Source organism: Leptospiraceae bacterium (assembly GCA_024233835.1).
Taxonomy (GTDB): Bacteria; Spirochaetota; Leptospiria; order Leptospirales; family Leptospiraceae; genus JACKPC01.
The window spans coordinates 32501-53096 of the sequence record JACKPC010000003.1 but is presented as its reverse complement, the minus strand read 5'-3'; the positions used below and the strand labels follow the sequence as shown (position 1 = coordinate 53096).

General features: G+C 36.5%; 13 protein-coding genes (1 of these 13 only partly in view). 8 read left to right on the top strand and 5 right to left on the bottom strand.

The features are described 5' to 3' along the window. The first annotated feature begins 68 nt into the window (after positions 1 to 68). The 4 genes from H7A25_14745 to H7A25_14730 all read left to right on the top strand — a co-directional run bounded on the left by H7A25_14745 (position 69) and on the right by H7A25_14730 (position 5895). Positions 69 to 1700 carry an FAD-binding dehydrogenase gene (locus H7A25_14745; protein ID MCP5501159.1) on the top strand — a complete coding sequence of 544 codons (1632 nt, stop codon included), beginning with the start codon at positions 69 to 71 and terminating at the stop codon, positions 1698 to 1700. A gap of 10 nt (positions 1701 to 1710) precedes the next feature. Further along, positions 1711 to 3441: a thiamine pyrophosphate-binding protein gene (locus H7A25_14740; protein ID MCP5501158.1), complete on the top strand. Its 1731-nt coding sequence runs from the start codon at positions 1711 to 1713 to the stop codon at positions 3439 to 3441. 1 nt (position 3442) lies between these two features. Further along, entirely contained in the window at positions 3443 to 4057 is a 615-nt protein-coding gene (locus H7A25_14735; GenBank protein ID MCP5501157.1) for a TetR/AcrR family transcriptional regulator, read from the top strand. A gap of 101 nt (positions 4058 to 4158) precedes the next feature. Further along, positions 4159 to 5895, top strand: coding sequence for an AAA family ATPase (locus H7A25_14730; protein ID MCP5501156.1), 1737 nt, complete (start codon positions 4159 to 4161; stop codon positions 5893 to 5895). Positions 5896 to 5930: 35 nt separating this feature from the next. On the opposite strand, the gene H7A25_14725 is transcribed toward H7A25_14730, so the two are convergent. Then, positions 5931 to 11492 (bottom strand): PAS domain S-box protein, encoded by a 5562-nt coding sequence (locus H7A25_14725; protein ID MCP5501155.1) that lies wholly within the window; start codon positions 11490 to 11492, stop codon positions 5931 to 5933. 196 nt (positions 11493 to 11688) lie between these two features. Here H7A25_14725 and H7A25_14720 point away from each other — a divergent pair, with 196 nt between their 5' ends. The 3 genes from H7A25_14720 to H7A25_14710 all read left to right on the top strand — a co-directional run bounded on the left by H7A25_14720 (position 11689) and on the right by H7A25_14710 (position 14679). After that, the gene (locus H7A25_14720) at positions 11689 to 12027 is read left to right on the top strand and encodes an STAS domain-containing protein (GenBank protein MCP5501154.1); all 339 of its coding nucleotides are present in this window, start codon (positions 11689 to 11691) and stop codon (positions 12025 to 12027) included. Between the two features lie 114 nt (positions 12028 to 12141). Continuing rightward, positions 12142 to 14028 carry an OmpA family protein gene (locus H7A25_14715; GenBank protein ID MCP5501153.1) on the top strand — a complete coding sequence of 629 codons (1887 nt, stop codon included), beginning with the start codon at positions 12142 to 12144 and terminating at the stop codon, positions 14026 to 14028. Between the two features lie 54 nt (positions 14029 to 14082). Next, on the top strand, positions 14083 to 14679 hold the full coding sequence (locus H7A25_14710; protein MCP5501152.1) for a hypothetical protein: 597 nt from the start codon (positions 14083 to 14085) through the stop codon (positions 14677 to 14679). Positions 14680 to 14959: 280 nt separating this feature from the next. Here the strand turns inward: H7A25_14710 and H7A25_14705 are convergent, their stop codons facing one another. The 4 genes from H7A25_14705 to H7A25_14690 all read right to left on the bottom strand — a co-directional run bounded on the left by H7A25_14705 (position 14960) and on the right by H7A25_14690 (position 18718). After that, positions 14960 to 15598, bottom strand: coding sequence for an N-acetyltransferase (locus H7A25_14705; protein ID MCP5501151.1), 639 nt, complete (start codon positions 15596 to 15598; stop codon positions 14960 to 14962). A gap of 290 nt (positions 15599 to 15888) precedes the next feature. Next, positions 15889 to 16551, bottom strand: coding sequence for a hypothetical protein (locus H7A25_14700; GenBank protein MCP5501150.1), 663 nt, complete (start codon positions 16549 to 16551; stop codon positions 15889 to 15891). A gap of 184 nt (positions 16552 to 16735) precedes the next feature. Beyond that, positions 16736 to 17794 (bottom strand): IS630 family transposase, encoded by a 1059-nt coding sequence (locus tag H7A25_14695; GenBank protein ID MCP5501149.1) that lies wholly within the window; start codon positions 17792 to 17794, stop codon positions 16736 to 16738. Positions 17795 to 18436: 642 nt separating this feature from the next. Next, positions 18437 to 18718 carry a hypothetical protein gene (locus H7A25_14690; GenBank protein MCP5501148.1) on the bottom strand — a complete coding sequence of 94 codons (282 nt, stop codon included), beginning with the start codon at positions 18716 to 18718 and terminating at the stop codon, positions 18437 to 18439. Between the two features lie 375 nt (positions 18719 to 19093). Between H7A25_14690 and H7A25_14685 the strand changes: the two genes are divergently transcribed. Next, positions 19094 to 20596, top strand: partial view of a caspase family protein gene (locus tag H7A25_14685; protein MCP5501147.1) — the 5' portion only. 21 nt of this gene lie beyond the right edge of the window; only the first 1503 of its 1524 coding nucleotides appear in the window; the start codon lies at positions 19094 to 19096; its stop codon lies beyond the right edge, outside the window.

Sequence of the window (20596 nt, the reverse complement as noted above, 5' to 3'; positions counted from 1 at the left end):
TGCATATAACAGATGGGCCTGCAAAATAAAAAAGATACCGTTCGGTCGGTATTTATTTGAGGGTAAAAATGAAGAGCGAAAAAAATATATATAAAGCGGATGTTATTATTGCAGGGGGAGGCTTTGCCGGTATCAGTGCTGCCATAGAACTTTTGGATGCAGGCAAAAAGGTTATTTTACTCGACAGGGATAAAGAAGAAAATTTTGGCGGGCTGGCTAAGAAATCTTTTGGTGGTATTTTGTTTGTCGACACCCCCCTGCAAAGAAGACTCGGCATAAAGGATAGCCCGGAACTTGCCCTATCTGACTGGAAAAGCTTTGCAGACTTTTCAGATAATGACGACTTGCCTCTCAGCTGGGCCAAGCTCTATGTTGATAAATCCAGGGAAATTATCTATGACTGGCTAACAGCTAAAAAAGTAGAATTTCTTCCTCTCGTCAACTGGCCGGAAAGAGGCTTATTCAGGCCGGGTAATTCGGTTCCCCGCTGGCACATTACCTGGGGTACGGGGCATAGTCTCATCGAACAGGTTCTTTTGTATCTAAAAACACATCCGAAACGAGATAACTTACAGGTTTTTTTTAATCACAGGGTAGAAAGACTGCTTATCAGCAATAATGCAGTTACAGGTTGTGCCGGTAGAATGGAAGGTTCTGAAGAAGAATTTGAGGCAAACTCAGAGAATGTAATCCTCGCTTCCGGTGGAATCTGTGGTGGAGACCTTTCTATGGTGAAAACCCACTGGTATAAAGACTGGGGAAAAGCACCGGAAACGTTATTAAACGGTTCTCATATATTCGCAGATGGTTTATTACATAAAGAAGCAGAAGCTAAGGGAGCAAGGCTTACCCATCTGGATAAGCAATGGCATTATGCTGCCGGAATTCATCATCCGGAAGCACAAAAAGAAAATGATGGCTTAAGTCTCGTTCCTCCCCGCTCGGCTCTCTGGATGGATGCAGAAGGCAGGCGCTTCGGTCCGCTACCTCTTATGGGCTATACAGACACCCGCTATGTAGTCGAACAAATTTCCAAATCAAAGGCCCAGTATTCCTGGCAGGTACTGAATTATAAAATTGCTATTAAAGAATTGGCCGTTTCCGGTTCGGATTACATGACGGCTTTTAGATATAAGAAGAAGCTAAAGCTTTTAAATGATGTCTTATTTGGTAATAAAGAACTAATTAAGCGCCTCTCTAAGGAAAGTAAAGATATTATCTTAGCTCATTCTTTAGATGAGTTGATTCAAAAGATGAATGAAAAAAGCATAAACGGGTTTCAGATTGATGCAAAAGGTTTCAAAGAAGATATACACATGTATGATGCTCAGATCGATAGAGGAGAAGCCTATTTCAATGAGGAACAATTGAGACGTATTGCAAATTTTAGAACTTACAGGGGAGATAAAATTCGTACCTGTAAATTTCAGAAGATAGACGACAAAAAAGCTTATCCCCTTATTGCTATTCGGGAGTTTATCTTAAGTAGAAAGAGTCTCGGGGGAATTCAGACTGACCTGCAAAGCCGGGTATTAAACCGGGAGGGAAACCCGATTCCGGGTCTTTATGCAATAGGAGAAACCGCCGGTTTCGGTGGTGGAGGAATACACGGAAAAGGATCTTTGGAAGGAACCTTTCTCGGAAGCTGCGTTTTAACCGGTCGAATTGCCTCTCGTAGTATTACAGGAAAAATAATTTAAGGAGAAGAATATGAAAAAAACAGGAGCCTGGCTTGTCACCTATGCACTCGAACAATTACCTGTCCGTTTTACTTTCGGTATTCCGGGGGTTCATAATACGGAACTATACGATGAATTAGGAAAATCGAATAAATTAAAACCTATCCTGGTTACACACGAGGGAGGTGCTGCTTTTATGGCCGATGCCATTAGCCGGACATCAAAAGACATAGGGGTACTTGTAACCGTTCCGGCAGCCGGAATCACCCACGCCATGAGCGGAATAGGAGAAGCGTTTTTAGATGGGATTCCCCTGCTCATCTTCTCAGGAGGAATTCGTAGAGATACTTCCAATCGTTATCAACTTCATGAGCTGGATCAGGAAAAACTCCTTGCGGGTCTTACCAAGAAAACCTATGTTATAAAAAGACACAGTGAAATTATTCCTACTATCTTTGAAGCTTATCGCCTGGCTATATCCGGAGAACCCGGCCCCGTTTTTATTGAGGTTCCTGTAAACATACAACTTTTCGAAGGAGAAACAGCAAGACCGGATAGTTACATAGTTCCTACTTGCCGGAATCCTCAGATAGAGAAGAGTCTTGTTGAAGAAGCCGCAAGATTATTATTAAACTCAAAAAATCCGGGTATCTTTCTCGGTTGGGGGGCAAGAAAAGCCAAGGACGATTCAATAGAAATCGCTGAACTTTTGCACTCTCCCGTATCAACCACTTTGCAGGGTTTGAGTTCTTTTCCTGGGGAACACCCCCTGCACACAGGCATGGGTTTTAGCCGGGCTTCTGTTCCTGCTTCCGAGAATGCATTTAAAAATTGCGACTGTCTCTTAGCTGTAGCAACCCGTTTTTCTGAAATTCCCACAGGAAGTTTTGGTGCGAGAGTTCCTGAAAACTTAATCCACATCGACATTAACCCGGAAGTTTTTAATAAGAACTATACGGGTAAGATTAATATAGAAGGAGATGCAAAAGAAGTTCTCTCCTTACTTTTAGAAGAACTAAAAAAAATCAGTATAAAAAAAGAAGGACGTCTTATACGGGAGCGAATTGCTCGTGATAAAAAGGACTATCTACAGGAATGGAAGGAACACAGAACAGATAGGGTAAATCCGGCCCTCTTTTTTGAAGCCCTGCGTTCCGGTCTGGAAAAGGACGCTATAACGGTCGTTGACGATGGTAATCACACATTTCTCTTCGCTGAATTATTTCAAAATTTGAAAGAAGGGCAGTATATTAGCCCGACTGACTTTAACTGTATGGGCTATTGTGTTCCGGCGACAATTGGTGCTAAACTCGTCAATCCGGATAAGCAGGTAATAGGAGTTGTGGGGGATGGAGCCTTTCTCATGACCTGTATGGAAATTATTACTGCCAGCCGAAATAACTTGGGAGTCTGTTATTTTGTTTTCAGTGATGGAGAACTCTCCCAGATTTCTCAGGGTCAGGAAATCCCTTACAATCGAAAAACCTGTACCATTTTAGGAGACGTGAAATTATCCGGTATTGCTGAAGCTACAGGGGCTGAGTATATAAGTATTACTTCAAATTCTGAAATTGCAGATAAGATTAACTCGGCTTTGAAGGTCGCAAAAGAAAATAAACCTGTCATAGTCAATGTAGACATAGACTATAGCAAAAGAACTCGTTTTACGAGCGGAGTAGTAAAAACCGTTCTGGGTAAATTTCCGGTAGAGGACAAACTTCGTTTTGTAGGAAGAGCTTTTAAGCGAAAATTTACGGGTTAAGATGATAGAAACAATAAAAACGCAGGAACAAAAAAGTAGAGAAACCCGCGAAAAGTTGATTCAGGCGACCTTAGATAGTCTGCAAGAATATGGTTATCACGGAGCTTCCCTTTCTGAAATTTTAAAGAAAGCCGGTGTTTCGAAGGGGGGCTGGCAGCACCATTTTCAGAACAAGAAAGATATGGTAGCTGCCGCTGCGGAAACTATATTAGAAGAAGCAATTTTTACAACCCAGGAGCTGGCTGAAAAAATGAAAGGAAAGAAAGCCCCTCTGCAAGCTCTTTTCCAGTTTATCTGGACTACATTTTATACGGGCAGGCACAGGGATATCTGGCTCGAATTTAATGTGGCATGTAGAACCGATGAAGAGCTTAGAGAAAAAGTTGCACCTATATTAGAGAAATTTCATAAGTCTATGAATGAGGCCTGGAAAAAACATTTCATATCTACACATCCGGATTTTCCGATTGAAACTATTTTAAATTTAACCATCTTTTCTCTGAGAGGGATGGCCATTCAATCTATAGCTTTTGAAAAACCTTCTTACTATAAGAAGCTTAGAGAAGACTGGATAAAACTCATTTCTTCCGTAATTCAAATTAAAAATTCCCTATAATACAAGAATGCTAAAAGAAATAAGTTTTATATTTATTTCCTAGCTTTTTTATTTGCTTTTTCAATAGACAACTTTTTGAGATTTGCTATTCTTGGAGAAATATGACCGGAAGACTCAAACAAATACCGATAGGCAATAGTGATTTTGGTAAAATCATCCAGGAGGGTCAGTATTATATTGATAAAACCCTTCTGGTTAAGGAAATCCTTGACTCAGGAGCAGATATATCTCTTATCACCAGGCCGAGACGCTTTGGGAAGACCTGTAATCTTTCCATGCTCAAGTATTTTTTTGAAGCAGAAATTCCGAAATCACCGAGTGTGTTGAAAGTTAGGTCCCCGCAAAATAATGGGAAATTATTTCAGGATTTGGCCATTAGTAGGCAGGGAAATGAGTATATGCAGCATCAGGGAAGTTACCCGGTTATATTCCTCAATTTAAAAGGAGCGAAGGCCGGCAACTGGCAGGAATGCTATGAACTTTTAAAAGAAACGATTGCTCAGGAATATAAAAATCACGATTATCTGGTAAAAACAAATTTTTTGAAGGGGATTGATAATAAAGATTTTCAACAAATAGTTGATGTAAGTGCCAGTAGTACAAAGTATAAAAAGGCACTTCAAAAGCTAATCCTGTATTTATCTCACTACTATGAAAGAGAAGTAATAGTACTCATAGATGAATATGATACGCCGGTTCATGAAGCCTATGAAAACGGATTTTATAAAGAGATTGTCGATTTTCTCAGGACTTTTTTGGGAGAGGGTCTTAAAGATAATACGCATGTAAAAAAAGCAGTAATCACAGGGATATTGCGAGTTACGAGGGAGAATATCTTTTCAGATTTGAACAACCCGGATATTGCTACTCTGTTAAGTGATAAGTATGCCAATAAATTTGGTTTTACTGAAGGAGAAGTCAAACAATTTTTACAGGATTATCATCTGGAGGATAGTTTTTCTGAGGTGAAGAAGTGGTATAATGGCTATGTCATAGGTAAGGAGCAGGACATATACAATCCCTGGTCAATTATTAATTATATAGACAAGCACTCGGAAGGCTTTCAGGCCTACTGGATAAACACTTCTCGTAATACACTTATCAACCATCTATTGGCTCGCTCTTCACAAGCGGTGAAAAGTGAGCTGGAAAGTTTATTAGAAGATAAACCTATTCAAAAAAGTATAAATAGTTATATAACCTTTTCAGATATTAACAGAAGTAGTGAAGCCCTGTGGAGTTTTTTATTTTTCACTGGTTATCTCAAGGTAGTAGAAAAGATTTTACCGGAAAGAGAGGGTGATGAAGTTGAGTATCTTCTGACGATTCCCAACCTTGAAGTTCGCACAATTTACAGGAAATTTGTTTCTGAGTGGTTTACGGATACTATAGGTGTAATAAACATTTCATTATTAATAAAAGCTATTCTATTAGGAGATAGTGAGGTTTTTGAAGATATATTACAGGACTTCGTTTTGAAATACATCAGCTATTATGATGTTCCTGAAGAAGAATCAGAAAAGGTCTACCATGCTTTTGTTCTCGGACTATTAATACACAGTGAAACACACAGTTTGAAGTCCAACAGGGAGAGTGGCTATGGACGTTATGATATTCTACTTTTACCAAAAGAATCATCCTTAGCCGGAGCTATTCTTGAGTTTAAGCGGGTTCGGAAGAATCGCAAGGAAACACTTGAACAGGCCTGCCATGTTGCCCTTGAACAGATAGAGAATCTAAAATATGAGACAGAACTAAAAGAGCTTGGTGTGAAAACAATCCATAAATACGGGATAGCATTTGAAGGGAAACGTGTTCTTGTACTGCGAGGGGACTAAAAAGGCATTTAGAATAAATCTCAAATGCCCGCTGATTATTTTGTTATTTTTTTAGAAAGTTCTAATAGAAAAGCGTATTGATAACTTTTTGCTTTATCAATCAAAATCATCTTGGATTCTTCATGAAAGGATTCTGAGAAGTGAAGATTTTCGAGGATATTAATAATCGCCTTTCTATCCTGAGAACGTATTGCTTTTTGAAGTTCCTTTCTTGTTTCTATTTCTAAGGATAGGAACATATCGAGAGCTTCTTTCATGATGGTTTCTATGTCTTTGGAGCCTCTTCCCGGATTATCAGTATTATCTAATCTTCGAATATACTCTAAACCTAAAAATTTTTGGATAGAATTGAACACTTCAGCCTCTGTAAATGGTTTAACGAGATATTCTGATAGTTGACTTTCTTTTAAAAAGTCATCTTTTCGATTAAAACCACTGGCAGTCAGAGCAATAATGGGAAGACTTTTACCAAATTCTGTTTGTCTAATGATTTTTGTAGCTTCTTCGCCACTTAAAAGAGGCATTTTTAAATCCATAAAAACCAGATCCGGTCTCTCTGTTTCTACAACTTTTATAGCATCTTGACCATTTTCAGCCTGGATACATTCGAATCCTACATCACTCAAAAGAATACTCAAAGTTTGTCTATTATTTAATATATCATCTACTATCAGGATTTTAGGTCGTTTCTCTCCTTTGAAACCAATTACAGGAGAATAGCGTTCTTTTTTTATGATTCCATACTGCGTATCTCCTACTAAAAGAGGAATAGAGAAGGAAAAGGTGGTTCCTTGACCGAGTTTACTTTCTACTTTCAAATCTCCTTTCATCATCTTGACCAGTTTAGAAGATATGGATAAACCAAGACCGGTACCGGAAGAATGTTGAGAAGAAGACTGTTGGAAGGGTTGAAAGATTCTTTTTATTTCTTCATTCGGAATCCCCCGTCCTGTATCGATTACATAAAAGTAAGCCTCTATATACTTGTTTCCATCCTGTCCGGGTAGTTTTCTGTATTTTACTCTGAGTTCGATAGAACCCTTACTTGTAAATTTCACGGCGTTTCCTACCAGATTGATTAATACCTGACGAATTCGCTTAACGTCTGCAATTACTTCATCAGGTAGGTCTTCTGCAATATCCGCCTGGAGACTTAAACCTTTTTCTCCGGCTTTATAGTAGAACATATTCATAACTTCTTTAATAGCTTCCGGAATGGAAAATGCTTCCATTTCCAAAACCATATGCCCGGCTTCGATTTTTGAAAGATCCAGTATATCATTTATAATAGTTAAGAGATGATTCCCACTATTGTACATCATCTCTATAAAACCTTTATGCTTGGGAGAAATTTCTTCATCTCGTTTTAGTATTTGCGAAAATCCTAAAATAGCATTGAGAGGAGTTCTCAATTCATGAGTCATGTTGGATAAGAAAATCGATTTGGCTTTATTTGCTTCCTCTGCAATTTCTTTGGCATGAATTAATTCTCTTTCCGAATTTTTTAAATCTGTAATGTCCAAACAGGAACCTATAAAGCCAATAAAACTTCCGTTCGGGGTAAAACGTGCAACCCCACTATCAAGCAACCAGCGATATTTTCCGGAGCGATGTAAAAGTCTGTATTCTACCTGGAAGCTTTTACGAGAAACATAAGATTCTTCTAAGGTTTTTTTTCGAAAGCTATAGTCATCGGAATGTAATCCTTCCATCCAGCCAAAACCGCTTTCTTCAGCAAAACTTTTTCCTGTAAAACTGAGCCAGGTTTTGTTTAGATAATTTACACCTCCATCTGAACCCGACATCCAAAGAAGAACGGGTGCATTGTCCGCCATGTTTCGAAATCTTTGTTCACTTTCTCGTAATTCATCTTCGACACGCTTCCTTTCTGTTATATCCTCCAAGATCCAGATAGTTCCCTGGCTAAAATCATTTGGATCTACATTTTTCCAGATAGTATGTGTCCAAAATAAAGAACCATCTTTTCGCTTCATCATTCTTTCATTATTAAATATATTTTCTTCTAATAAAACCTGGTAGGGATCTCGTCCGGATTGAATTATATTTTCACGGCTCGGATAGAGAATTTCAGAACCTTTATTTTTAATTTCATCGATATGATAACCAAAAAGTTCTACCATTTTCGTATTGACCCAGATAAACTTCTTATTTTTCAAGAAAGCTATTCCCACATCTACGTTCTCTAAAATAATGTTTCGCTCTCGAAGCAGTTCATTGAGTCTCTCTTCCGATTTTTTCCTTTCGGTAATATCACGGGTTACGTTTGAAAAACCGTTCAGATGGCCATTTGAATCATAAAGAGGAGTGATGATGGAGTTAGCCCAGAAGCGGGTTCCATCTTTTCTTACCCTCCAGCCTTCATTTTCATAATGTTTTTCTTTTTCTGCAGTTTTTAATTCTTTTTCTGGAACACGATTTTTTGTATCTTCCGGCAAATAAAATATGGAAAAATGCTTTCCTAATATTTCCTCAGATTTATAGTTTTTGATTTTTTCGGCTCCCGTATTCCAGCTATTGATATAGCCATCGTTGTTTAACATGATGATGGAGTAATCCTGTGTACTTTCCACAAGAGTTCGGAATAGTTGTTCACTTTCCCTGAGTTTTACCTGTACTCTTGTTCTGGACAGAGTATTTACAAAAACACTGGCAACAATTTTTAGTAACTCAACATCTTCTTCTTCCCAAATTTTTTTCTCCTGGACGGTATCGATTCCTAAGAAGCCCAGAGCTCTTTTCTTTTCAACCATGGGGACGAGTATTGTAGAGACTGTATCAGGAAAAAAATATTGTTTTAAGGTTCCTGATAATATTTTTTTTTGCATATTAATGATTTTGATAATTTCCAGGTTATTTAGTATAAGAAGAATTTCTTTATATAAACTATTAGGAAATTCTAAAGTATTTGGAATTGCTTTTGCGTGTTTATTTTTCCAGTGGCTTTCTAAACTAAAAGAATTTGAGTCCTGAAACAGGAACACGTATATTCTGTCAACATTTAAAAGCTGCCCTAACTCTTCAAATACATGGCTAATTTCTTTTGTAAATTCTTCGGGATTTATGTTGATCAAGTTTGATGAGATTCTGGATATAAACTTTTCAGACTTGTATCTCGTTAAGAGTTTTTCTTCATAAAGTTTACGTTCTGTTATATCAATTAATACGCCAAAAATTCCGGAACATCGATTTTTTTCATCAATAATAGGTGTTCCCATACTATGGATATATTTTAACTTATTTTCTCGGGTAATGATTCTGTATTCCAGATTTAGTGGAAGTTTTTCATTAATTACTATATCCATATTTTGTTGTACCTGAGTTCTGTCCTCCGGATGGATAAAGGCATTAATTTCTTTTAGGGAAGGGATTTCTTCTTTTTCGTTTATATCAAAAATCTTGAAGGCCTGTTCTGACCACTTTACCTCTCCTGTGCGGATATCAAATTCATAGTTGCAGATATTGGTAATGCTTTGAGCTTCTTTTAATTTAAATTCACTTTCCCGAAGTTTATCTTCGACTTGCTTTCTTTCTGTTATATCACGAATTGTACTTAATACAAGAGTTTCGTCTTTGGACTTAAAATAGTTAAGGCTGACTTCAACAGGAAATTCAAAACCTTTGCTATGTAAGGCAGTGAGCTCTCTTCCGCTTCCCATCATTCTCGGTCTTGGATTTTGAAAATAGAACTGCACATATTGTCTGTGTTTTTCCCTAATTCTTTGAGGAATGATAATGTCTATAGGTTTTCCGAGAATATCCTCTCGCTTGTATCCAAATAGTTCTTCAGTTTGGTTGTTAACCAGGCTAATCATACCATCCTGATTTATAATAATTAAAGGATCCGGGGAGTATTCTATAAATTGTTTAAATTTTTCTTCCAGAGTTTTTCTTTCGGTTATGTCGAGTATCTGAGTAATTAGGTAATCAATTTTTCCATTTATATCCCTTATACACCTTATGGACATGATCGTAAAAATAATTTTTCCATCTTTACAGATAAAGCGTTTATCCAGACTGTATTCATCGATTTTGCCCTGTATCATTCGGTTGTAATATGGAGTTTCTAAGATTAAATCTCTTGGAAATGTTAAGTCTCTCCAACTGAGTTTTAATAATTCTTCTTTTTCATAACCGAGCATAGAACATAACTTTTTATTAGCTTCAAGCCAAATTTCTTCAGATGAAATGATTCCCATTCCGATGATAGAAAGCTCGAAATAACTATGAAACATTCTTTCACTGTGTAGAAGTTTTTTTTCAGTTAGTTTGCTACTTGTGATGTCTGTAATAAGAGCAAAGGAGCCTAAGAAATCTTTGTCCTCATTGTAAAGAGGAGAGGCATTTACAGAACAATGTAATTGAATACCTGAAGGTTGGGTAATCGTTAACTCATAGTGAGCCTGTCTTCCGGTTCTACGTTTCTGCAATTGTTCCAGAACAATTTTCTGGTTGTCGAAATTTAAAAAAGATAGTATACTTTTACCGATAATGTCTTTGATATCCCTACCAAAGATTTCTCCTAACTTGGGATTGCACTCATGAATAATACTTTTCTCATCTATCAGCATAATTCCTTCATTAGCTGTTTCTATTATAGTACGAAACCTTTTTTCTGAGCTTTTTAGAGCATCTTCTGCTTTTTTCTTTTCTGTAATATCATGGATAATGCAATATAAAAAGCTAATGTTTTGAATTTGCATCGGACTGTAATAGATTTCAACATCCCTAATATCCCCATTTCTGATTCGGTGTTTACAGGTAATATATTCCTGTTCTGATACCTCTTTGTTGCTGGAAACATGAGATAAGGGCAGGTTTGAAGAAATATCAAGTTGTTTGATATTCATTTTTTGTAATTCGGGGATGCTATACTTATAGAAATGTTCTGCTGCCAAATTAGCATCAATAATATGGCCGGTATCCTGTTCTACTAATAATTTTATAGCGGTATTCTTATCGAAGATGATTTTGTAAATAGCTTCTTTTTCGTTTAATGCTTTTACCGATTTATCATGAAACGTAATTTCTTGCTTTAGTTCCTGTGTCAGACTTTCCCGTTTAGAGATTTCTTCCCTTAGTCTTTTTTCCAGAGACTGAATATTTTTCTCTTTATCTAATTTTTCTTTTTCTAAAAATTTTACTCGTAAGGAATTAATAAAAAGATATAAGTAACTTTCTTTGTTTTTAAAAAAATTGATTTTATTAGAAAAGAACAATAGAGAAATAACAAATTTTTTCTCTATAAGGTGGATGAGACAATAAGATTGAAATTGCAGGGATTCCGGTAAATAGGGCATAAAAGGATTTGTTTTGTCGTCTTTATTCCAGCAAAAAAAATTAGACTTTTTTAAGAGCTTACTTATATTTTCCTCTTGAAGACCTTCGAGGAATCGAGTCTGCTGTTTTTTGCTAAAATTGATGGTAGAATCTATATATTGAATCTTAGAATCAATCTGAATAATAAAAGAATAAGCATCTACCTGAATGATAATTTGAAATTGTTCTAAGGTAGATTTTAAACTTTGAAAAATTGATTCATCTATAGATTCCTGCGTATTTTCTGAATTATGCTCCATAAAATTATAAGAATTAACCCCTTATTAGGTATTTTTTCTGTTGAACTTTTAACGATACAATAAAAAAAGTATTTCAAGCGGTTTTTTTTACCTGCTTCAGGAGATTCTTCAAAATAAACAGTTAAACACCTGAAACTAACCAGAAGAAATTGCCTGTAGATGAGCTTTTGGGTGCATTTGGGTTTATAGGATTACAATGGATATACAACTGCAGGAATATAAAGATATAACGGTTGTAACACTGAGTAAAGATATTGATTTATATTCAGCACCCTTCTTACGTAAACAGCTGAAAACTTTACATAGTTCAAAAAAAAACAAAATTATTTTTAATTTTGAGAATGTTTCTTATATAGACTCTTCCGGCTTGAGTGTGCTTGTTGGCGAATATTCCCATCAAAAACAGTTTAATTATAATTTAAAATTTATTAATCTCTCAGAAAAAATAAAAAAAATATTTCGATGGTCTAATTTCATGGAAGCTGTTGAAATATACGATACTTTAGAAGAGGCCTTGAAGTCTTTCTCAAAATGAGAGATTGCATATTATCTCTTAGCTTCTAATTCTAAATATATGGTACCAAAAATGTATAAACTTAAATTATCCCTAGCTATAGGTTTACTTTTTTCTTTTAGTTGTCAGTCCCTTATGAAAGCGGCTTTAAAAAATGCAATGACCGGGGTTTGCCCGAATTTTGGAGCCCTGGAACAGAGTATAATCCCCAAAAAGGCCATATACAAGCATCCGGTCGAAAAAATCGAGTATGTAGCCTTTTTAGACCATAATGGTCAGCCTATTTCTGCCAGATTAAGCCATGCAGTAGCGGCAAAAGAAATCAATGATGCTCAGGAATTGAAATTATATATTCAGGAATATGACCAGGCCTGTGGTAAAGATTCCTTTCCTCCTTTTTTCAAGGAAATCACCTACGTCAAAAACTACATTGAAAAAGAGAAGAAGAAAGAAGTAGAAGAAGAGAAACTCGTAGAGAGGAAGCTGGAGCCGATACTTAAAGAACACAAAGTAAATGAGAAAACGGTAGATGGAAAAACTCCCCTCGAATCCAGCATTGAAACGAGTGATCCGGAACTTGTTAAAAAAGTTTTAAAAGAGCACCCCGATTTAAAAACAAAAGATGGGAAAAGTGCGGTAGAGGTAGCTAAGGCAAATCTCGAAAAACCGGAAAACTATACAGTAGGAAAGCTCTTAATTAACGAACTCGGACTACCCAAAGAAGAAGCTAAGCCCTGGGTAGATCAGTTCAAAGATGATACCAAACAAAAAGAAGTCGTAAAACTCCTGGAAAAAGCTTCCGGCACTGAAGAAGTAAAGGAAGTAAAGGAAGTAAAAGAGGATGTTGTAATAAATGATGAGAGCAAGGATCGTTCTACAACAGAAGGTGGTTCTGAAGCAAAAGAATCAGCTTTCGCTTTACCGGAAGGTGTTACTTTAGAATCGGATTCCTGTAAATCAGGGAAAAAAGTCAGTAAAGGGGAGGAATCCGGACGTTTTTCCATCGGGATAGGAGGAAAAAGTCTTTTATTCGGTTATCCTTTCCCGGTTTCTACATCTCATTTTATTGTTCGCTCCGACAAGCATTACGCAGGTAATTATACAGCTGGAAGTTGTAGGGTTTCCAGTTTTAGCAGTAAACCTCAAACCGGTAAAGAGTCAGGAGGTTCCGAAACAGTTTATCGTTTTGGAGATCTGTTCGTAAAACAGGAAATTCTCCCTTCCGGTTCCGAATCCGGAAAATCGGTAAAAATAAAGTATTCCATCCAAAACACGGGAGCGGAACCTCTTAGAACCGGACTGTATATCCTTTTTGATTTAATGCAGGCCGGTAGTGATACCAGTTTCCTATACACAGGCAAAACACCTATTAAGAAATCCTTAACCCTGAACGGGAAAAGTCTGGAGGGTAAGATTCATTTTAAAAGCTTAAAAAAAGGATCACCGATGTCGTTTCTTTCTTTTAAGGGGGAAAAGCCGGCTGCTTTGCATGTAGGAAACTGGGCGGATTTATACTCTTCCGGCTGGTCAGCAGCCAGGAATGGAAAAATGATTCGGGATAGCTCGGTGGCTTTTTATTGGAAAGAGAAAAATCTCGACGGAGGTGCCTCTGTGCAGTATGAACTGGAGTTCGGTACAGATGAAGCAGGGGATGGAAATTTAGAGGTGGTGTATGATGCTTCCCATAAACAGAGTTCTGTGAATTTGAAATACGGAAGAGGAAATTTTGTTTTGAGAGCAGAGCAGAAAAGAATCATCCGGAAGCAAATAAAAGCCATAGGAAAAGCGAAAATTCGGGGAATTTTTGTGGAAGGTTTTACCGACGCAGAAGGTACTTATGAGTTTAATAGTAAGCTTTCCATAAAGCGTACGAGGCTTGTAAAAGATTATCTTGTAAAACAGGGAGTTACTGCTGATAAAATTCTCCTAAAGAATTGGGGAGAGAGTTATGCTACATCCCTCGCAAATCCGCTTCGAAATAAAGAGGATAGAAGGGTAATTCTTCATTTTATCTCGAAATAAACCGAACTACAATTTTTTAAAGACCTTCGGTTATTAACCGGAGGTCGAATCTATATGAAACTTCTTCTTTCTATTCTCTTTCTATTTCCTTTTTTTGTATTTAGCGCTGAAGATTGGGATCTTTCTTATTATAGGGGGAAGTTTTCGGATACTAACCTTGGAGAGATTTTATTACAGGGTAAAACGAAATATAGAGAGGACTATGTAAATATTCTGGCTTTGAATGTTCCGATTCATAGAAGACTCTGGAACACTTCCCTGGAAGCGGAAGGTCAGATGGGTTGGCATAGCGGGATTCAAAAACACATGGAGTTCAATACAGCTCTATTGGCTCGCTTTGATGGTGCCGGAACGTCTGCCTTAAGTTTTGCCGTTGGGGAAGGGCTTTCTCTGGCTACGTTTAACCCGGATCTGGAAAATCCGAGAAAGAGTTTTTTTAGCCCTTACACAGAATCCGAATATTCCAATAAACTTTTAAACTTCCTGATTTTTGAATTACAGGTTTCCGCTCCTTCTTTATTCAAGCTCAATGTTCCCTCTCCTTTTGTGCGTATCCATCATCGTTCCGGGATATACGGAGTATTTTGTCCGCCCACCTGTGGTTCGAATTATATCAGCTATGGATTTCGCTGGAAACTAAATTCCCTATAGTAGGGTAGGGCTTCGTTCTATTTTTTCAGGGAAGCAGGACAGCTACTTTTGTATGCCAAACAAAGACCAGGGACTCTATGTTATCATTATCGCTCTGGAAATCACAGGTAGCTTTAGTGGATTTGATGTTATTAGCGAAGTGTAGCAAATGGAGAGATTACGCCAACATATGATTTTCAAAAAAGATTTGACAGTCATTTAGTGTAAAAGCATTCTTGAAGTTTGACATTGGAACAGAACTCCATACATGAAGAAAAAATTTCTTTTGTATTATACTTGCTCATTCGACAAAAGCATGACTCGCTATATTATATTCTTCTTGTGTTGGTTTATGGCCTTTCTCTTTGGGTGAAAATAGTTTATCATATTCATGGATGCCATTTTTATCTAAATTGTAAACACTGCTGGGATAAAATTTCCATTCATGATTCTGTAAACATCCTTTTTTCAATTCCATAACTAATAAACTATATGGGAATCTACCTTCAGAATTGCTTACATTAACACTTTTCGAACCTACAAATCCGTGCTTACAATAATTATAAGGATGTCCTTCAATAATTATTACTTTGTAAGCTTCAGCAATAGCTCTTTTGATTGAGTGCTTTATTAATGCAGAGCCAATTCCTTTTTTCTGATATTCCGGTAAAACACTTACCGGACCAAATGTTATAGTATCGATGCTTAGATTTGTTTCATTAATTAAACGAGATTTGGTAAACATTATATTTCCAACTATTCTATCCTCTAAAACAGCTACAAAATCAAGTTCAGACAAAAAATCCGGATGGCTACGCATTAGATGAATCAAATAATGTTCATCACAGCCCGGAACATGTAAATTCCAGAAAGCCTCTCTTGTTAATTCTTCAACCTGTCGGTAATCTTCTTGAGTTTCATTGCGTATCAATAAATCCATACTTTATTTTACTTCTCCGACTTGTCTGCCCCCTGCAAGCAAACCACCGGAAAATACTTAAAAAGTTCCTTTAATTTTGATTCAATCAAGCGTTGAACATACATATGTTGTATTATGGTATATCCAGTAGCCATTTTGCAATGGTGAAAAATAGGATTTTAAGGAAAATCAATAAAAAAATCATTTTTTCCTAACATAGACTTAGAAAAAAGCTTCTCCGAATTGCATCTGTTATCATTCCAAGTTTAATCTTCCGACTTTTTATAAATAGAAGTTTAAACCATGACATTTCAATTGGTACTGAAAATTATTCCGTCGAGATTCACATGAGTAGCAGCGGAAGTCACCCTTACTTCACCATTTGAAGACACATCAACTCTCGCCGATGGGGGTGTAACCCAATGGACTACCGAAGAAAACGCTATAGGTGATGGTGGACGAAACCCGGACGGTAAAGTCAGTATCAAATCATTCGCAGCAAAGCCACTGGTTTTTGTTGCTAAACCCCGGAGATATACGATATCTCCGATTTTACGGTATTGGCATTTCTGCCAGGAGGCTGGATTGGTTGAATAATGTGTGACATTAGTCGCAAAGGTGGAGGTGGTGAAATCTGTCCAGGGGACGGACCAGTTGATGTTACCATTGACATCTAACTTTGTCGTGGGAGTATCTGTACCAATCCCCACATTGCCCTCGGTATAAACCGCATCTGTTGTGATTGTTCCCTTTGTCCAATTCGGTATGCCTTCAATAGCTGCTTTGACAACATTGATACCGTTACCGATATTGTTCAGTTCGGTGGATGTCAGGCTGGAACCGGAAGTCCAGTCGGTTTTTACACTGACATTATTTACAGCGATTGCCAGAAGGGAGACACTTAAGAAACCTGCTGTAATTCCTGCACTAATTGCGAAGCTTTTTATAAATAAAAGTTTAAATCTACGTTTCATATCTTTGTCCTTATTTGAGTATTTTATTATTTTTATATAGTAGCTATTTCTTATTCATTGTCCTGCACACCCACTCTATGAGATAAAACCCCTAAGAGCCTGTTTAAAAACCCAAAATCCATATAGTCATTATTCAAGTATTTCCCAATCTTCGTACCATAATTGAAATCCTCGCAAGATATACTCACGGCATAGTGGTTTTCGGATAATCCGGGTAAAGAATTTGCATTTTCTTACCAATAAATATTTGTAATTCATCCTTGAAGGAGTGAATATTCTTAAAAAAATCCAGTATAGCTTCTCTGAATCCACCCTGTCCTGAGAAATTCGGATAATATTTTGAGTTGATTACCTTCTTACGCATAAATTTCCAAAGCCTTTCTATCAGATTCAAATTCGGGCTATACGGGGGAAGATGAATCATAACGATTCTTGAGTCTTTTAGGTAATTCTTTAATTCCTGGCTAAGATAATAGCGTGCATTATCAGTAATTATGTAAATATAAGCCTTATCTTTATATTCTGCTTGTATTCTATCAAATAATAAAATAGTAGATTGTGTATTAACTTTTTCGCTCTCTACTATAAAAACTTCTGATGAAATAGGGTTGTAAGCACCGTTAAGATTCAGTCTTTGTCTCCCTGTATTACAGGGAATATGTTTTTCCGTACCTATTTGTATCCATGCTTTGCTAGTATGCGTATTGTGTTGAGGATGAACTCCGTCACAAAAAAGAACAGCTTCATCGTTACCCAGGTTCTTGATTAAGCTCTCAAAGCCCTGATAAAATTGATTCTGAATTTCCGGTTCTACTGAAGGGTTCACTCGAACTAATTGTTTGTAAGAAAATTTTAGCAGTTTTAATAGATTCCTCACTCCTCTTTCAGAATATGCTACCCCAAACTTTTCTTTAATATACGGGATGAGTTGTTTTGAATCTATTATAATTGAATCTGATATATATTTTTTCAATTCCATTAGCTGAGTTTTCAGCAATTTTCCTTTGTAGGGGATAAAATTTAAAGCCAACCAATCCTCCATATTTTTACTTTCAATAAATTTCTTTTTCCAGTTACTTACCGTATCTTCGTCCAGCATTAAAATTGCTGCAATTTCTATTGAGTTATACCCTCTGTCGAGGAGATTAATGATCTTTATACGATCCGCTATTCTCTTATCCTTCGTTGTCCTGTGGATCTTCTTTATTATGATTCTGTCTGCTTCGCTGAGTGGGATTTCCATATTAAAATTATCGTACACACACCACGTTTTCTTTATATTTTATCCGAAAACCACTTTTCCTTTAGTATATAACTCGGGTCACCTGGTTTCGCAGAACCTACTTTTGTCGTAGTTTCTCGAATACCTATATTATTATCATTGATTGTAAAAATTTCTCTTGTTCTAATAGTTTTTCGTATAAATATATCGTCTTGCCCGGGGGAAACCAAATTCAGATTGGATAAAGTGATTATAAACAGCAAAATCGCCTACCCGGGGTTCTTTATGTAAAATTACTACCCGGCCACCAATTTTTGGTTTTTCAGCATTTTCAGCCATTGACTTTATTATTGATCGACAATTAACAATCTTAAAAAAAAGACAAAGGATTATTGCATTTCTTAAATTCATATGTTTTTCACTACTGTCCTAAGAAAATAAAAAAGAAATAGAGTCCTACCTAAATTAAGAATAAAGCCTAAATTAAGGATAAAGCCTAAATTGAGGAAAGACAAACAGGTAGGTTCTTCAAGCTTTAGATAAAACCGGACTTTTAAAGAATGTTATCTCATCTACCTCCTGGTATTTATCCTCAGAAGTTATCATCAAGATTCACTTCCTTGAGACGCATAGCAATGCGTCTTTATGTTGTTATCTTTTTAATTAGAAATGTTCATCTTCTTTTTCATCATCCGGATGGCGAATATTTTTTGAGTTTCCACGAGCACCAGCTGTACCGGCTCCATTTTCAAAACCGGTGCGTGTTCCTTTATCCTGATCTATTCGTATACATTCCCTTTTCTCTGACCAGGTACAATTCTTATTCGAATTGCACATTATCTTTGTGTTAAGATTCATGCACTGTAAATCCTCATTAGTAACTTGTTTTACCGCGCAACTCGATAAAAATAAAAACAAACTGGTTAGAAATACTTGAATTTTCATGGATATCCTCCTATATATAAACTCTTTCCTAAAACTTTTACGGTCAAGAGAAAAACTATATACAAAACACTTCTCTTTTTAGGTTTTTTACCTATTTTTAATATAAAAAATGCTTGTTAAAGGTAGCTTAAATAGGAATTCTATATTTTAAAGCAGGACAAGAATCTTGAAATTTGGAGTTCCAGCAATGTTAGAATTGAGAAAAAAAACAATGCTATTTCTTTTTTTTCTAAATTACCTTCTGGTAAGTTTATGGGCTCAAACAAACAGCAAAGAAGGTTTTAATAAGGAAGTCAACGAAACTAAGGAAACTAAAGTTTCTAAAGAAATTATCGTACAGTCTCCCAAAGAAGAGTCAATTCACCTACAGATAAAATTCTTCCTACATCTGCTAATAAGCCTGAAAATAATACACCTGTTAAAGCGGAGCCTTTAGAAAAAAATACTTCTCAGGGTAAAACAGGTGCCACAATCCCCGAACATAAAACTTCAAATATAGCAGAAAAAACTTCGGTAATTGATAAAGGGAAAGAAGAAGATGAACTTTTCAAAGCTCGCGGAGTCCGTATTGTTCCCAATAAATGGGCAAATAAAGTTTTTCGCTTTGAGAAGAAACAGGGTTATCGCCGTTTTGCTATAGTAGTAGGAATAAATAAATACAATGACAATGAAATCGGGGATCTAAAAAAAGCCAGGTTTGATGCAGAAGAGTTTTCCAGAGTTTTGCATGAAAATGGCAAATTTGATTATGTAGCTACCCTAACTGATAGCTATCACCCGAGTAATACACTTCATGCGAGTAAAATTAATATTGAAGAAAAAATAGACTTCATACTTAAAAGAGCAAGAAGTAATGATCTCTTTGTTTTCTTTTTTTCGGGTCACGGAGTTTCTGATCCAAAAACGAAAAAAGGCTATCTTCTGGCTACAGACACCAGATTTCGTAGTAAGTTTAGAACGGCTTTAGATGTGGAATGGATATTGGATAGAATTAAAAGAAAAAATATTCAGAAATCACTTCTAATCCTTGATGCTTGCCGGCAGCAGGTGCAGGAAGCTAAAGGGGTTGGAAGTAACACCGATCCACTTTTAGATGTGAGTTATGACAGAGCTCAAATTTCTGCCATTTTTTATTCTACCGGTGAGGGAAAGTTTAGCTATGAGGACAAAGAAAATGGAGTTTTTACTAAATATTTAATAGAGGCACTTGAAGGGAAGGGAGATAGGGACAGAGATGGTGTAGTTTCTTTTAGTGAGCTAAGAAGTTATGTAGAAATTAGAGTTCGTGATTGGTCATTGAAGAATAATAAGGAACAAAAACCATTTGTAAAAACGAATGGAGAAACATTTGGAGATATAGCTCTTAGCCTAAGTAAAAAGACAAAGATTTATGAGCCACCAAAGGTTTCTAAATATAGTACAAAATTAAAAGCCCAATTTCTTTTGCGTTCATCTTACTTACCCGGTCTCGGGCAATATGTGAAAAAGCATAGTTGGAGATCGGGGATTATGGGAGTTGGAACAGTTCTTCTGGCAAGCTATACCTACAGTAACTATAATTCTTATAAAAGTTATAAAAATTCTTATAACAACTCTCAACCTATCCTTCTTTTTGCTCCGAACGGTCTTGCGACTATTGCTCTCTGGTCCCAGTCAAGGCAAGTATTGAACTCAGCTAACTCGGCATCGAATGCAACCTATGCTGCCTCCCTTTCTCTTTTAGGGTTTTATGCCTTAAATCTTATAGATGCATGGTTTGCTGAAGACGATATTTTTGGAGGAAAGAGTTCCTTTAATGCATTTCCGGTAAGAGTAAATGCATTATTTGCTAATACAGAACTCTTTGGTGGAAAGGCTTCAAGAACTGGCTTTGGTTTT